This window comes from Algoriphagus locisalis (assembly GCF_900116615.1).
Taxonomy (GTDB): domain Bacteria; phylum Bacteroidota; class Bacteroidia; order Cytophagales; family Cyclobacteriaceae; genus Algoriphagus; species Algoriphagus locisalis.
Genome location: NZ_FPBF01000001.1, coordinates 772,974 through 789,881, shown reverse-complemented (window position 1 = coordinate 789,881; position 16,908 = coordinate 772,974). Strand labels below are relative to the sequence as shown.

The following is a 16,908-nucleotide window of genomic DNA, read 5'->3' as shown; positions in this document are numbered from 1 at the left end:
TACACCTTACTACAAAACAGCAAATGTAGTAACCGTAGTAAGCTTAAAATGCCAATAAAAGCAGAACCTAACTACGGGTAACACATTGATTTTCTTAGGATTAAACCTTGTGTAGTAACGTAGTAACCTACTTTGACAATTTTAACTAACAAACCATTAAAATCATGAACTGTAAGCAAGCCAATCAAATCAGCATTCTCGATTATCTCTCAGCAATTGGCACACAACCAGCAAAAAACCTTGGAAGCTATTCCATTTACTTCTCTCCTTTCCGGGAAGAAAAAACACCTTCTTTCAAAGTGGATCACAAAAGTAATCTTTGGATCGATTTCGGGAACGACAATGAAGGAGGAACACTGGTTGATCTAGTTTTGAAATTAAACCTATCATTTTCGGTTGAAGATGCTCTGAATCATCTTACTCAAATGAACCTGGACTCTTTTTCTTTTCAACAGCAAGATAATCACAAAGAATTGAAAGCCGATTCTAAAATCCAAGTCTATGCAGTCAAACCAATTGGTACCAACAATGCTATTTCAGAATACATTGAATGTCGAGGATTAACCTTGTTCATGGCCCGACAATTCTGCAAAGAAGTTTACTTCGAGGTGGACGGAAAGAAATATTTTGGAGTAGGAAACCAGAATTCCAACGGGTGGTCTATCCGCAACAAATACTGGAAAGGGTGCACAGCCCAGGGCATCAGTATTTTCGGAGATCCAAAAGGAAATGGGAATTCAACCTTGGCAATATTCGAAGGGATCTTTGACCTGATGAGTTACTTTCAAAGAAACAATTTTCAGGAGATTCTCTCCTGTCTAATGTCCCTTAACTCATTGGCAAATACCAGTGAAGCCTCATCCTATTTCGAGCATTTTAAAACAGTTGAGCTATACCTAGATCGGGATGATCAAGGAAAGAAAAAGTCCAAAGATTTGCAAAAAGAACACTCCCATTGCATGGATAGAAGTGCAGACTATATCGGGTACAAAGACTATAATGAAATGCTAATGCATGAAGGTCGACTAGGTTTTCTGCGATGAGGGTCGCTTTGCGAAGCAAGCTATGTTTCGGCCAGACCGAAACGCTTGCTTCACTCCGCTCAGAAATCAAAAACTCACTTCGTTCATTTACCGATATGGCCAGACCTAAGCTACCACAAAAAGAAAAAAAGAGAATCAAGTTTTCCTTCAAAATGGACGAAGGAGAATTTGAACAATTGGCAAAACTTTGTGAATACTCCGACCTCAGTGCATCCGAAGTAATCAGATCTTGTGTCTTCAAAAACAGACTACTGAAAGCACGTACTCCAATTCTGGAAAAGCAAACCTATCTAGAGCTAAAAAAAATTGGAACAAACATCAACCAAATTGCAAAACACTACAATTCAAATATCCCGGTACCATCTGATAAGCTTGCCGCTTTCCTGGCTTTGCACGAAAAACTGAATCTACTAATCAAACATCTAGTCGATGATCACTAAAGTATCCATAGGAACCTCTTTTATGGGAGCATTGAACTACAATTTGAAAAAACTCTACTCAAAGGACGAGTCCCAAAAAGCTGATTTACTGGCTACTAATTTTGCTAGCCTTAAGCAACAGTCTATCAAGAATGAGCTTCGCATATTGCAAAGTTTAAATCCCAGATTGAAGCGAAACACCTTTCATACCAGCCTCAATTTTGGAAAGGATGAAGTGATTTCCAATGAGAAAATGCTCACCATCGCCGAGGAGTACATGAAAAAAATGGGCTTTAATAATAATGGCTATTTCATTTTTAGACACCATGATACCGGTCATCCGCATTGTCACATATTGGCATTGCGCAATCGCTTTGATGGCACGGTGGTATCAGACAGCAAAAATTACCAACGGAGTGATAAAATCGCCAGAGAGTTAGAGACTAAATATGGACTGGAACAGGTGAAGTCAAGTCTTGAATCAAAAGTTAAAGCACCAAACAAGGATGAAATAGAAATGGCTTTGCGGACTGGCAAGGCATCCCAACGAATGGTACTCCAGGAGATGGTGGGAGCAGCTCTGAAAAAAAGTAACGATCTCCGCGCTTTTATCGGCAATCTCGAAAAGAGCGGGGTCAACGTACTTTTTAACCAAGCCAGCACAGGCAGAGTATCAGGAGTTTCTTATTGCTATGGTGGATTTGTAGCAAAAGGCCAGGCACTAGGAAATCAATTCAAATGGGGGCAGATATCCAAAACTTTACACTATGAGCAAACTAAAGACTTTCAACCAATTGACGAAGCAAACCGTCGAACAAGAGCAGCATATCCGCAGGGAGGAAATGAGCATAAAGCTGGAAAATCAACAGCTGATCGAATGCTTGATAGAACTCCGAGACAACCAGAATCATATCAGGAAGAACCAAAAAATCCTTCAAGAACAAATACGTTCCAACCATCAAACACTTATCTCGAAGCAAGTTCCAAGGATCGAGAAGCTAATTACGGGAATGATCGAGAACCGCAAAACTTACCGTCAAGTGATCAAAGTAGTTCAAATAGCCTTTTTCACGCTAATAGTGCCATTGCTGACCTTGGTGACCTGCTTGCTGCTGTTTCGGCTACTGGGAGTGTAAGTGATGACTGCAAAAAGAAAAAAAAGAAAAGAGGGAAAGAAGAGGGGTTGGGGATGGGACGCTAGAATGATGATTAAATCGACAGATATCTAGATACATCTATATGTATATATGTTTATATCTGGATATACTCATCAAGATATATTCGAGATAGTGAACTAATCCACAATCAAGGTCCTAACTTCCAGATATTAAGAATTTTAAACCAATTTCTGAATTCAACTAATTATTTTAAAAATAGTTTCCTACCTTTTTGTATATACCTTTTAAACCTATCATATGAAAAAGTCAAAAAAAATTCTTTGGATTCTTTTGCTGGCGCTTTTACCCTCTTTGACGCATGCTCAATTAGAAAGTGGGTTTCACTACAAAATCAAAAACAACTATCAGATCCTCCCTTGGACTTCCGATCATCCCTTACACTTGAAGTACAAGAAAAGTATTGGTTTTCAAGACATTACTTTGGAAATCCCTTTACTTGAAGCAGACTATCATTTACCAAAACTGTTAGAAGGCGGAGAATTGGTTTCAATTCAAAAAGTAATGAGCACCAGCTCGTCTGACACGGTGATTCTATTAAAATACCGGAAAGAAAAGTATGTAACTGAGCAAGTGGCAATTAAGGAATATTCAAGAAAACAATATTCGAAATGGCTATGGCCTTCTAAACTTAAAGCCAACATCACCCCTTCAGAGGAAAAAGGAGAAGAAAATATCCTAATCGTAGATTTTTGGGGATTTGAGCAAAAGAAAAAGACTGAAGGAGCTTTTCAATCAACAGATACCACCAGTTTGGATTCAACTCAGGGGGTTGTTTACATAGATCCCTCTTTTCCGATAAATAAGAACTCTTACTTTTTTCTTGAAATTAATCGGAGGAAAACACTAGGCGATGTTAAAAAATACCGTTCCTTTCCTTATGCCACATGGGAATGGGGAGTAACGACAATCCCACTGAAATTCCGAAACGGCGGAGAATTTACGGCCGTTCAGGAAAGACCTGTAGATGCTCCCAATGATTGGCAACCAGAAACGGTAGAGCGTATAGTTGAAAATGAAACGAGTGTCGGAATCAATGCCGGCCTGTATTTCGGGAGAAAATGGGGAAGAAATCGTTTTTATGATGACAAATCTAGAAACCACAAAAGTTTCAGTTTCGAGGTAGCCGGTTTTTTTGGTCCTACCGCTGTCGGAATTACGAAAAACAATAGTACTGAATACCAAATCATAGAATCGACCCAACTCGCCGCCTCCTATGGCTAAGGATTGATGGCGTCTTATCGAGAGATTAATCTTGGATTTTTTATGGGTAGGGATGCCATCATTGGCCCAGCATCGGAAAATTGGTACTTCAACAATAAGACCTGGATTGGCCTAGGTCTCGGTTTCGGAATCAAAATCTTTGGTGGAAAATCTTAATCTCAGAAACACTTTTGATGTTATCCCCTCTTTCAGGATATTGATTGAATAATGAGTACATGAAGTCTAAATCATTGAGCTGGAATGTTTCGTCAAATCATTTAAAAAAATATATTAAAATCTCTTAATAATTCTCAATACCTCCTGCTGGATTTGTCCGGCAATTTTTTATTTTAGTCAAAATTTGTCAAGTCAATAAGCAAATAGACTATAAAATGATAGGAGATAGAATCAGGGAGCTTCGGGAAGGGGAAAATATCCTGCTTCGGCAACTGGCTGCCCAACTGGATATGGATACCGCATTACTGAGCAAAATGGAGCGTGGAGACAGGCAGTTCCGTAAGGAAGAAATCCTGGAACTGGCCAAAATCTTCCATCAAAGCGAAAAGGAACTCCTCACGCTCTGGCTTGCAGACAGAATCCTGAAATCAACAGAAGGAGAAGCCTACATCTCTGAAGCCTTGAATCTGGCTCTAACAACCTATCAACAATCCCTATAAACTCTAAATCGCGATGACAATCGATAAACTGGACATGAAGTCCACAGATATAGTCAACTCAAATTTTGATAAGCTGGCCGACCTTTTTCCAAACTGTGTGACGGAATCTGCCGAAGGCAAGGCGATAGACTTCGATCTACTTAAGCAGGAACTTAGTCATGCCGTGGTGGAAGGCAACAAAGAACGATACCGTTTAGAGTGGCCAGGTAAAAAAGAAGCCATCGTCACGGCCAACTTGCCAACTACCAAGACTCTGCGTCCAGTACGCGAGGACTCCGTAGACTTCGAAACCACAGAGAATATCTATATCGAAGGTGACAATTTGGAAGTTCTCAAGCTGCTTCAGGAAAGCTATCTCGGAAAGATCAAAATGATCTATATCGATCCTCCGTACAATACTGGAAATGATTTTGTCTATGTAGACAACTTTAAAAAAGAATCAAAAGTATCAAACTTGGACAGCGGAATAATAGATGACAAAGGCAATATTCTTTCTGGATTGAAGGACAATCCTGCAACAGCTGGACGATATCATTCTGACTGGCTAAGTATGATGTATCCAAGGCTGAAATTGGCTAGAAATCTATTAATTGAAGGAGGTGTTATTTTCATTTCTATAGATAATAATGAAGTCCATAATCTTAGAAAATTATGTGATGAAATATTTGGAGAAGATAATTTTGTTACTGAACTAATTTGGAAGTCGAGACAAATTGTTGATAGTCGAAATAAAAATAATGCGTCAATAGATCATGAGGCAATTTTATCTTATTCTAAACGCATGGAAAATTTTTCTTTACTTGGAAAGGAAATAAGCCTAAATAAATACTCAAACCCCGACAATGATCCAAGAGGTCCATGGATGAGTAATAGTATTTTAGGACTAGCAAATGCCTCACAAAGACCAAATCTTCACTATTCAATTTTTGACCCTAAAACAGGGAATGAATTTTCTTGTCCACCAGATACAGGTTGGAGATACTCCGTTGAAACAATGTCCAAAAAAATTGATGAAGAACGGATTGTTTTTCCTAAGAAAAAAGATGGACGGCCAAGAGAAAAAAAATTCTTAACTGAATTATCTAGTCGGTTTACTGGACTTTCTTCAATTCTTCCTGAATCTGCAGGTTTCACATTAAATGGTAGTCGTGAAGTTCGTGACTTATTTGGTAAAAAATATTTTGATTTTCCAAAACCAGTAAGTTTGATTGAAATTCTTATAAAACAAGGAACATTGGGAGCTGATGATATAATATTGGACTTTTATTCCGGTTCTGCCACCACTGCCCACGCTACGATGCAACTGAATGCAGAAGACGGTGGAAAAAGGAAATTCATTCAAGTTCAATTACCAGAACCGATTGATGAAAAATCAGAAGCTTGTAAAGCTGGCTACAAAAATATCTGTGAAATAGGTAAAGATCGTATCCGTCGAGCTGCCAAAAAAATCAAAGAAGAGAAATTAGAAAAGGTTAAAAAAGACGGTTTGTTTGCTGACTTTACTGATAAACAGGATTATGGCTTCCGAGTTTATCGTCTGGACAGCAGCAATATGCAGGATGTGTACTACCGTCCACAAGACTATCAGCAGAGCCAGTTGGATGCCTTTGCTGACAATATCAAGCCAGACCGTAGCCCGGATGATTTATTGACACAGATTCTATTGGATTGGGGACTTCCTCTTAGCCTGAAGATCAGCACTATAGAAATTTCAGGAAAGAAAGTCTATCAAGTGGCTGAAAACTCCCTTTATGCTTGCTTTGATTCAGGGATCGATGAGGACTTTGCCAAGGAGATCGCCAAGGACTCCCCTCTTCGAGTGGTATTCCGGGATAGCGGATTCAAAAACGATACTGCCAAGGTGAATGTCCGCCAACTTCTAAAGCAGCTTAGTCCAGAAACAGAAATGAAAGTGATCTGATATGACTGCAAAAGAACTAATTAAACAATTGAATCTCACTGATGAATGCACTTGGATAGAGGCAAAAAAAGGCTCTGCCATTGACAGATCGGTGATGGAGACTATTTGTGCTTTTTGCAATGAACCCGGTCTGGAAAACGGATATATACTTTTGGGTGTGGAGCAGGAAGAAATGTCCCTCTTCCCCTCCTACATCGCGACAGGCGTCGAGCAGACTGACAAATTGCAGTTGGATCTCAGCACCCAATGTGCTTCGATATTCAATCAGCCAATCAGGCCTGATATTACAGTAGAGCGAATTGGTGACAAGAATGTTATTGTAATTCATGTACAGGAGTTGGCTGATGGACAAAAACCTGTTTATTTCAAAAATGACGGCCTTCCACGGGGAGCCTACAGAAGGATCGGTAGCAGTGATCAGCGTTGCACCGAAGATGATCTTTTTGTTTTCTATAATAAAGAAGACTCTCTTGATAGCACCATTGTAAAGGATTCTTCATGGGATGATGTGAGTGAGTCGGCAGTAGAGCTCTATAAAAATTTACGTTCTAAGATTAATCCTTTTGCGGAAGAATTGCAATACAGCGATACAGACTTACTGCATTCTCTCGGCTGTATTAAAAAAGAGAACGGTCAGACCTACTTGACATACGCTGGACTTTTGCTTTTTGGCAAAAGACCTTCACACCGGAGATTGTTACCCATGGTTCGGGTGGATTATATCCGGATTCCTGGAAATGAATGGGTGGAAGATCCTGAAAACCGTTTCACCACCATTGATATGCGCGGTTCCTTGTTGGAGATGGTGCAGCGTGTCTTTAGCCAGATAACCGATGATTTGCCTAAAGGCTTTCTTCTCGCTGAGGGAGAACTACAAGCTGCAAGCATAGGATTGCCAACTAGAGTTCTTCGTGAGGCCATTGTAAATGCCTTAATTCATAGAACATATCGGGAAAACCAGCCCATACAGATTTTACGGTACGGAAACAGGTTGGAAATCAAAAATCCTGGATTTTCTCTGAAGCCGGAAGACCACTTGGGAGAACCAGGTTCTAAAAATCGGAATCCGTACATCGCAGCGGTTTTTCATGAAACCAACTTGGCAGAAACTAAGGGCTCTGGAATTCGGACCATGAGGGCATTGATGGAAAAATCGAACTTGCTCCCTCCTACTTTTGAAAGTGATCATGGAAGAAATCTATTTACTACCCGACTGCTATTGCATCATTTCTTGGGGACTGAGGATGTGAAGTGGCTTTCCACTTTCGAATCATTTGAATTGAACGAAGATCAAAAAAGGGCTTTGATATTCATCAAAGAAACCGGAGCAATTGACAATTCTGCATTTAGGCAAGTCAATAGTGTGGACACTTTAAAAGCGAGCGCAGATCTGAGAGACTTACGGAAAAAAGAAATCCTAAATCAAAAAGGGAAAGGCAAAGCCACATACTATGTTCCCGGAACTTATTTCTCATTTGGTGCAAATACCCAAGCTTCTGAAATAAGTGCACAACCTCATGAGTTAAGTACACCAGCTCCTGATGTAAGTACACAAGCTCATGATTTAAGTGCACCAGTTCCTTCCCTTAACACACCAGCTAATTCTCTTAACACACCAGCTTCCACAAATTCAGCTGATGAGTTAGGGCTAACACAGGAGCTAATGAAAGAAATTAATTCATTGGGGAAACGGGTAAATAATAGTAGCAGAATAGAGAAACTGATCCAAAAGATCTGTTCTCATAAACCGCATAAGGCAAACGATATTGCCAAGTATTTTGACAAAGAGGAAAGTTACTTCAAGAGAAAATATTTGTCTCCAATGATCAGAAAAGGAGAACTTGAATACACCATCCCTGAAATGCCAAACCACCCACAACAAGCTTATAAAACCATTAAAAGCAGAAAATGAAACTCCAATTCAAAGAACAAGAATTTCAGATTCAAGCGGTAAGAGCCGTTGTGGACTGCTTTAAGGGGCAAGAGCCAAAGACAAATCGGTTTACTTTAGAGCGAAGCAAAAACCTGATCAAAAAAGCGAAACAGGCGGCCAGCGGTGCCGTTCAGGCTTCGGTTTTTGAAGCCGAAGTTTTGGAAGATATTGGATACCGAAATAGTCCCATCAAAGTTTCGGAAGCTAGTGTGCTGAAAAACATACAGGAAGTCCAAAAATTGAACAACTTAAACGAGAGTCAACAGATTGAAAGACCTAAAGGAGTTAAACTGGGCTATAATCTGACCATAGAAATGGAGACAGGTACAGGCAAGACCTATACCTATATCCGCACGATGTATGAATTGCATAAAAGCTACGGGTGGAGCAAATTTATCGTGGTTGTTCCCAGCATAGCCATCCGAGAAGGAGTTTTCAAATCTTTTGAAGTGACCCAAGATCACTTTCAGGAATTGTATGGGCACAAGATCAAGCCTTTTATTTACAATTCAGGCCGGGCTGAGGATATTGATAATTTTGCCTCCGATAGCAGGATCTCTGTGATGATCATCAATACACAGGCATTCTCCTCCCCTCAATACGATAAAAAAACAGGTGAACTCAAGGAAAATGCCGGGAATAGAATTTATCGGGAATTGGATCAATTTGGTACTAGACGTCCTATTGATATTATTGCCCAGACCAATCCAATACTGATTATCGATGAACCACAATCCGTTGGAAAACAAGGATCTAAAACCTTGGACAGTATGCAGGGCTTTAATCCTTTGTTTACACTAAGATATTCAGCTACTCACGCTCAAGGAGAAGAATATAATAAGGTTTACCGATTGGATGCATTGGATGCATATAACCAGCATTTGGTAAAGAAGATCCAGGTCAAAGGTATCAATCTCAAAGGCTCCACTGGTACCACCGGCTACTTGTACCTGGAACATATATCCTTAAGTACGAGTAAGCCTCCCTTTGCAGTATTAGAATTTGAAAAGCGAGTTGGAGAAGGAATCAAGAAGGTAAGACAAAAATTGCCCGAAGGAGCAAATCTGTATGAATTGTCAGGAGACCTCCCTGTATATAAAAACCATACAATTACCGAAATCAATGGCTATCTGAACAAGGTGGTGATTAATGGTCAAGATATTTTACCTGGGGACATTCTAAACGACAAAGACGAAAACGCATTTCGGAGAGTCCAAATTCGGGAAACGATTCAGTCTCACCTTCAAAAAGAAAAGCAACTCTTTGGACAAGGAATTAAAGTTCTCAGTCTCTTTTTTATAGACTCTGTAGAAAAGTACCGCCTCTATGACGAGGAAGGAGAAAAGTTATTGGGAGAATATGCCAAAATCTTCGAAGAGGAATATAATAAGCTAAGAAGTGAATTTTTGGATCTTTTCAGGGCAGACTACAATGGTTATCTGGAAGAAACAGACCCCAGCAAAGTACATCGAGGATACCTGCCTACAGGACAGGCAGGTCTTCCAAAAGCTTATCCTGAATATCTAACAAGGGATGAAGCCCATCGGGTACATGAGGGTTACTTCTCAATTGATAAAAAGGGGAAATCCATTGACCCTACAGTAAAAAGAGGAAGTGAGGATTCAGATGATACCTCAGCTTACGATTTAATCATGAAGGACAAGGAGAAGCTGATGAGCTTCGAAGAGCCTGTTCGCTTTATTTTTTCCCACTCCGCCCTGAAAGAAGGTTGGGACAATCCCAATGTATTCCAGATCTGTGCGCTTAAAAATGCCGATAGCGGAAGCCAAACTCGGAGACGGCAGGAAGTAGGCCGTGGAATGCGCCTTTGTGTGGATAAGCGAGGAGTACGCCAGGATTATGAGTTGGTTGGTGATCAGATTCACGAGATCAATAAGTTGACCGTCATCGCTTCTGAAAGCTATGAGGCCTTTGCCAAAGGGCTTCAAAATGAAATCGCAGCTACTCTTAAAGACCGACCGCAACGGGCAGAGGTAGAGTATTTTGTTGGGAAACTCGTGACAAATAAGCAAGAAGAAACTCACCGTCTCACAGAAGAGGATGCGAAAAAACTGAATAAGCTTCTTTACAAGCATGACATCATTAACGAAGAGGACAAAATAACACCAGAAGGCAGGGAGCTGATTGAACAAAACAAAATGCCTCTACCACTCACTCTTGAGCCCTATCGGGATTCCATTAGCAAATTGCTCAAATCTGTTTACACAGGAGAAGCCTTCAAACCAGAAGACGAGAGGCAAACCATTATACTGGATACCAATGCCAATTTTGCCAAAAAGGAATTTCAGGAGCTTTGGGACAAAATCAATCTCAAGACGGTCTATGAAGTCAACTTTGATACGGAAAAGCTGATCCAAGACAGTAAAAACCGCATCAATGCCCAGCTTCATATCAGCGACCGAATCTATGAAGTAAAAACGGGAGAGCTACAGGAAGGTACGAAGGCAGAAATGGAACATGGCAACTTGGTAAAAGAATCCAAGCGAGAATCCTTAAAACTCAAAAATGATTTGTATGCCAATTCAGTCTATGATGTCATAGGTGAAATAGAAGCCTTGACCCATCTCACTAGAAGAACCATAGTGGCAATTCTCAAAGCTATTCATGAAGAGAAATTCCTACTGATCCGCAAAAATCCGGAAGAGTTTATCGCCAGATCCAGCAAACTGATCAATGAAGTCAAGGCCAGCCTGATCATCAACAATATTGTCTATCACAAAGTGGAAGGCTGTCATGATGCAAAAACTGTATTCACAAATGATAAGCATGCGCTACGCCAATCAGAACTGCTTAAAAAGCATGTCTATGACTACTTGACTTCGGATTCTAAGATTGAGGCTGATTTTGCCAAAGCATTGGAAAACAGTACAGAGGTGGTAGTCTATGCAAAGCTTCCGAAGAGCTTTTATGTTTCCACACCAGTAGCCAAATACAGCCCTGATTGGGCTATAGTCCTGGACAAGGACAAAGTTCGTCACATCTACTTTGTGGCCGAAACCAAGGGTTCCGATTCCGATATGGATTTAAGGGAGATAGAAAAGCTTAAAATCCACTGTGCCGAAAAGCACTTTGACACAATCAGTGGTGGAGTAGTAAAATTCTCAAAAGTAAGCAGCTATGAAAAGCTGATGGATATTGTACAGATGAAGTAATAATCATGAAATTTAATTTAGATCGATTAATAGAGGATTTTGAAAATCATTTAAAACCAGAAGATAATAATAGAATTATATTCTCTGGAGCATTTGGCACGGGTAAAACATTTTTCTTAGACAATTTTTTTCTCAATAATTCTGAATATGAGGCTATTCATTTATATCCAGTTAATTATTCTGTTTCTCCTACAGAGGATATATTTGAGTTAATCAAATATGATATACTTTTCTCCTTATTAGGAAGAGATGTTGAATTAGAAAATATCAATATTCCAATAGATGTATTTTTGCCCTATTTTTTTCAAAGTAATCAATTCAATATTGCTGCTCACTTACTAGGTTATGTTCCTAAAGTTGGTGGATTATTGAAGGAAAGTGCTGAAAAAATCATTGAGTTAAAAAAGCAATTTGATAAGGATTACAAAAATACAAAGGAAAGTGAATTCGATAATATTGTTAAATACCTTGAGAAATTCAAGACTATCAAAGGTAATTTATATGAGGAAGATTATTTCACACAGCTAATCTGCAAGCTTGTAGAACAGATTAAAGAAAATAAAAAGAAAAAAAATGTTCTCATTATAGATGATCTTGATAGGATCGACCCAGACCATATTTTTAGGATTTTCAACATTTTGGCGGCTCACCTTGACATAAGTAAGGTCACAAATCAAAATAAATTCAATTTTGATAAGATCATATTGGTATGTGATATTGAGAATATCCGGAAAATCTTTGCAAACAGATATGGTATGAACGTGGATTTCTCTGGTTATATAGATAAGTTTTATTCAAAATCAATTTACCCGTACAATCTCTCATTCGAAATTGAAGAGAGATTCAGAGATATATTAGAACATACCCCTGACTTAAGAACCAATTCAAATTTTTCATCAAATACTATTTACATTCTATTAGCCTTCTTACAATACAACCTTTTACCAGTAAGAGTTTTGCTACGAAACTTAGATTCAGAAATAAAAACCAAGCGATTAAAAGTCTACACTGACAATGAGTTTAGAAAAGATATTACGAACAACGAGATTGAACTAATAAGTACAATATATTTTCTAAAAGAATTTTTCCAGAGCTATGAAGCTCTAATTAGTAATTGTAAATTTTTAATAGGAAAGGAAATTAAAAATCCTTTAAATATATCTATTCAACTCCTTGTATCAGAGCTCATATCTGCTATTTCATTCAAAAAATACCATAAAAATACAATTAATATTCGAGATGAAAGTGAAAACTTATCTTTAAGTACGCCAAAGTATATTTTCTATTATTCTATAAAACGATTATGGAATTCAGAGAACATTTCAAACGATAATTATAAAATTGAGCTGAAGGATATAAAAAGCAATAGTACAAAAATCAAACTATCAGATATAGATTATTTTGAACTATTAACATGGGTACTAGAAGAATCAAAATTTTCAAAAGTAGTGAGGGATCAATTTTAAATAATCAATGAATATTATTGACAATATTACCCACCGCCTAGCTGATGACCTGAAGGAAAATTTGAGCAAGAATACAAAGCTGAGTATTGCTGCATCTTCATTTTCAATTTATGCATTTGAAGCGTTAAAAAAGGAATTGAAAAACATAGACGAGCTTCGTTTTGTCTTCACCTCTCCTACTTTTATCGAAGAGAACTTGAAAAAAGAGGTACCCAAGTTTTTCATTCCACACCTTTACAAAGAGGCCGATCTATGCGGCGGAAATTTTGAACTCCGTTTAAAAAACCAACTCAATCAGCGTGCTATTGCCAAGGAATGCTCCAAATGGGTGAAGGAAAAGGTGACTTTTAAGTCAAACAAACACCTGGATCAAGAGCTCAACAAACTGATTCACATAGAGAATGAAGATCAAACTGCCTATGCTTATGCCCACGTCAATAGCTTCACTACTTCCGATCTTGGACTAAGTCCTAAGAAAGGCTTCCCTACCCTAATCCAAAGATCTGACTATCCAAACAGTAACGCATACCTTGAATGGTTTGACGAAATCTGGGAGAATGAAGAAGACTTGAAAGATGTAACCCAGAGAGTCCAGGACTATTTCGCTTCTGCTTATAAGGAAAACAGTCCTGAGTTTATCTATTTCATCACCCTTTATAAAATTTTCAATGATTTCCTGGATGATTTGTCAATCGACAATCTTCCAAATGACCAGATCGGCTTTAAAAATACCCTTATTTGGAGTAAGCTTTTTAATTTCCAGAAAGATGCCGTAATCGGAGCCATTAATAAGTTGGAGAAGTACAATGGTTGCATTTTAGCTGACAGCGTTGGATTGGGAAAAACATTCTCAGCACTTGGTGTGATCAAATACTACGAGATGAGAAATAAGGACGTGCTTGTACTCTGCCCCAAGAAACTTGAAGCTAACTGGAATACTTATCGAAACAACGATAAAAACAATATCCTGCAAACAGATCGACTCCGGTATGATGTGTTATTCCATACAGATCTATCCAGGGAAAAGGGCGAAAGTAATGGCAGACGCTTAGAAAATGTAAACTGGGGTAATTATGGCCTAGTTGTAATCGATGAGTCACACAACTTTCGAAACAACAACCCCTATGCAGATCGGGAAAATAGATACCAAACACTGCTTAGAAAAATTGTCCGGGAAGGAATCGAAACAAAAGTGTTGATGCTTTCCGCTACCCCAGTCAACAATCGCTTCAATGATCTAAAAAATCAACTTGCCTTGGCTTATGAAGGAAAAGCGCATATCATAGACGAAAAATTAAATACAACTGCAGGAATCGACCAGATCTTCCGCAGGGCACAGCAAGCTTTTAAAATTTGGAGTACTTTCGAAAACCCCAAACGCACTACAGAGAAACTCCTCGAAATGTTGGACTTTGACTTTTTTGAAATCCTGGATTCTTTGACTATTGCCCGTTCCCGAAAGCATATTACCACCTACTACGACACCTCAGATATTGGCAAGTTTCCACACAGAAACAAGCCCGTCTCTATCCAAAGTCCATTGACCGAAAATGGCGAGGTGACTTACACAGAAATTGCAGAAATTTTGACCTTTCTAAACCTATCTGTGTATACACCGCTGAATTACATTCTCCCAAGTAAAATCCAGTTTTACAGAGATTTTCTAGAAAAAGATGTTCGCTCTGGAGCTGGTAAACTGTCCCAAATAGACCGGGATAATAGTTTAAGAATCTTAATGAGGATTAATCTTCTTAAAAGGTTGGAGAGTTCGGTAGATTCATTCAGAATTACTTTGGAAGGAATTATTTCCCAAATTGAAAATGCCATAGCCTCAATAGAAAAAGGAGCAAATGGACAATATGAAGGAATCCAAGCAAAGATTAACGACGAGAATTTTGACTGGGAATCCGAATGGGGAGATGAAGAGGGAATGATTGGCAAAAAGATTAAAGTCCACATATCCGATATGGACACTCGAAAGTGGAAAGAAGACCTTTGCGAGGACTTGGCAATTCTTCATCAAACTTGGAGCAAAATAGTCGATATCACGGGAGAAGACGACTTTAAATTGCAGCAACTCATCGCATTGCTAGAAAAGAAAATTAATGATCCATTTAATCCAGGAAATAGAAAGGCAATCATTTTTACTGCCTTTGCTGATACGGCAAATTATCTCTATTCCAATATTCAGGGATACCTCAAAAGCAAATACAAAATCAATACTGCTTTAATTACAGGATCTCGTAAAACAAGTAATGCCAAAAATATTCCACCAGAACTCAACCACTTATTAACCTGCTTCTCCCCCATTTCAAAAGGAAAAGCAAATATATATGGAGATATTTCGGAGTCTATAGATTTGTTAATCGCTACAGATTGTATTTCTGAAGGCCAAAACCTTCAAGATTGTGACTACTTAATCAATTATGATATTCATTGGAACCCTGTTCGAATTATTCAGCGATTTGGTAGAGTAGACAGAATCGGATCCAAAAATGAAAGCATTACGCTGGTTAACTTCTGGCCAGATATCACACTGGACACCTACATCAACCTAAAGCAGCGGGTGGAAAGTCGAATGCAGATCACAAATATGACCGGAACTGGGGATGACAATATTCTCAATACAGATGAAAAAGACTTAGAATACAGGAAAATTCAACTCCAACGAATGCAAGATGAAGTAATTGACCTTGAGGATATTCGGGAAGGCATAAGCATTACAGATCTGGGTTTAAACGATTTTAGAATAGATCTATCCAACTACATAAAAACCTATGGAGAATTGACCCATATTCCTGAAGGCCTTCATGCAGTAGTAGAATCTAAGGAATTTCTTCCTAGAGGAGTTATCTATGTATTGAAAAACATCAATTCAAGTGTAAACATAAACAAACTGAATCGGCTTCACCCCTACTATCTGGTTTACATCAAAGAAACAGGTGAGCTTAATTTGGCCCATGTCGAACCTAAAAAGATACTCGATGCTTTCCGCATGCTTTGCAAAGGCAAAAGCGAACCGCTGGAAGATGTCTGTAAAATCTTGAATGAGGAGACAGATGAATATCACCAAATGGATTTCTATTCCAACTTACTCAAAAAAAGTATAAGCTCTATTCTCAACGCCGAAGAGGAAAAGGAAGTGATGAGTCTTTTTAAGGCAGGGGGAACAACTGCTTTAAAGGAGAAATTCAAGGGTATAGAGGACTTCAAATTAATTTCATTCTTAATTGTGAGATAATGGATTTGTTTTCTCTTCCCATACAAACCAAGGTTAACAAAACCATTCCCAAAAACGCTTTTGAAGGTTTTACAAATGCAAAGCAAAAAGCACTGTTTACCAGTCTAATATCTAAAATTACTTGGAGTAATAAATTATCTGAAGAGACTCTGAACTTACCAGGTAAAGAAATCAAGGAAATTCAACTATTTAAGGTTGAACTCAAAGTAAGCGGGGATCCTAAACCATTGCTCGAGATCATTGATAAGGCTATCCCCTACCATATCATTTTCATAATATCCTTCGAAAAAGAGATATACATATCGACTGCCAAGAAACATCCACAACCAACAAATGAGAATATTTCAGTGGTAGACTGGACTTTTAAATCCGATTGGTTTGAACCAGAACGAATACCCTTCAACCTTTACCTGAAGAAAAGCATTGATTCAATTTACTTGGACTTTTGCAATCAACTTTCTGGAAAACCAAAAATAAATCAAAAGTCCTTCAACGAGTTGATCGAGCTCAACAGCAAAACAGAACAGCTAAAGAAAGAAATTACAAAACTAAAAACGGCCATATCTAATTGCAAGCAGTTTAACCAGAAAGTTGTGTTGAACTTACGGCTGAAAGAGGCAGAGAAGGAATTGAAATTAAATTGACAATCCAACAAGA

11 protein-coding genes are annotated in these 16,908 nt (G+C 38.6%); all 11 read left to right on the top strand.

What is annotated here, in order from left to right; all coding sequences use genetic code 11:
• The first annotated feature begins 164 nt into the window (after positions 1-164).
• The 11 genes from BM386_RS03440 to BM386_RS03390 all read left to right on the top strand — a co-directional run bounded on the left by BM386_RS03440 (position 165) and on the right by BM386_RS03390 (position 16,895).
• Entirely contained in the window at positions 165-1,043 is an 879-nt protein-coding gene (locus BM386_RS03440) for a toprim domain-containing protein (protein WP_091691638.1), read from the top strand.
• On the top strand, positions 1,040-1,483 hold the full coding sequence (locus BM386_RS03435) for a plasmid mobilization protein (protein WP_244545449.1): 444 nt from the start codon (positions 1,040-1,042) through the stop codon (positions 1,481-1,483). Before BM386_RS03440 ends, BM386_RS03435 begins: the two co-directional genes overlap by 4 nt.
• Positions 1,473-2,663, top strand: a complete 1,191-nt coding sequence (locus tag BM386_RS03430; protein ID WP_091691637.1) for a relaxase/mobilization nuclease domain-containing protein — start codon at positions 1,473-1,475, stop codon at positions 2,661-2,663. Before BM386_RS03435 ends, BM386_RS03430 begins: the two co-directional genes overlap by 11 nt.
• A gap of 214 nt (positions 2,664-2,877) precedes the next feature.
• Positions 2,878-3,861: a hypothetical protein gene (locus BM386_RS03425; RefSeq protein ID WP_091691636.1), complete on the top strand. Its 984-nt coding sequence runs from the start codon at positions 2,878-2,880 to the stop codon at positions 3,859-3,861.
• 371 nt (positions 3,862-4,232) lie between these two features.
• Positions 4,233-4,517: a helix-turn-helix domain-containing protein gene (locus BM386_RS03420; RefSeq protein WP_091691635.1), complete on the top strand. Its 285-nt coding sequence runs from the start codon at positions 4,233-4,235 to the stop codon at positions 4,515-4,517.
• 166 nt (positions 4,518-4,683) lie between these two features.
• Positions 4,684-6,438 (top strand): site-specific DNA-methyltransferase, encoded by a 1,755-nt coding sequence (locus BM386_RS03415; protein ID WP_244545448.1) that lies wholly within the window; start codon positions 4,684-4,686, stop codon positions 6,436-6,438.
• 1 nt (position 6,439) lies between these two features.
• Complete coding sequence (locus BM386_RS03410) at positions 6,440-8,350, top strand: ATP-binding protein (protein ID WP_091691633.1); 1,911 nt, start codon at positions 6,440-6,442, stop codon at positions 8,348-8,350.
• Entirely contained in the window at positions 8,347-11,544 is a 3,198-nt protein-coding gene (locus BM386_RS03405; RefSeq protein WP_091691632.1) for a type III restriction-modification system endonuclease, read from the top strand. Before BM386_RS03410 ends, BM386_RS03405 begins: the two co-directional genes overlap by 4 nt.
• Positions 11,545-11,549: 5 nt before the next feature.
• Entirely contained in the window at positions 11,550-13,010 is a 1,461-nt protein-coding gene (locus BM386_RS03400) for a P-loop NTPase fold protein (RefSeq protein WP_091691631.1), read from the top strand.
• Between the two features lie 7 nt (positions 13,011-13,017).
• Positions 13,018-16,251, top strand: a complete 3,234-nt coding sequence (locus tag BM386_RS03395) for a helicase-related protein (protein ID WP_091691630.1) — start codon at positions 13,018-13,020, stop codon at positions 16,249-16,251.
• Entirely contained in the window at positions 16,251-16,895 is a 645-nt protein-coding gene (locus BM386_RS03390; protein WP_091691629.1) for a DUF4391 domain-containing protein, read from the top strand. The genes BM386_RS03395 and BM386_RS03390 overlap by 1 nt, the downstream gene beginning before the upstream one ends.
• Positions 16,896-16,908 lie beyond the last annotated feature (13 nt).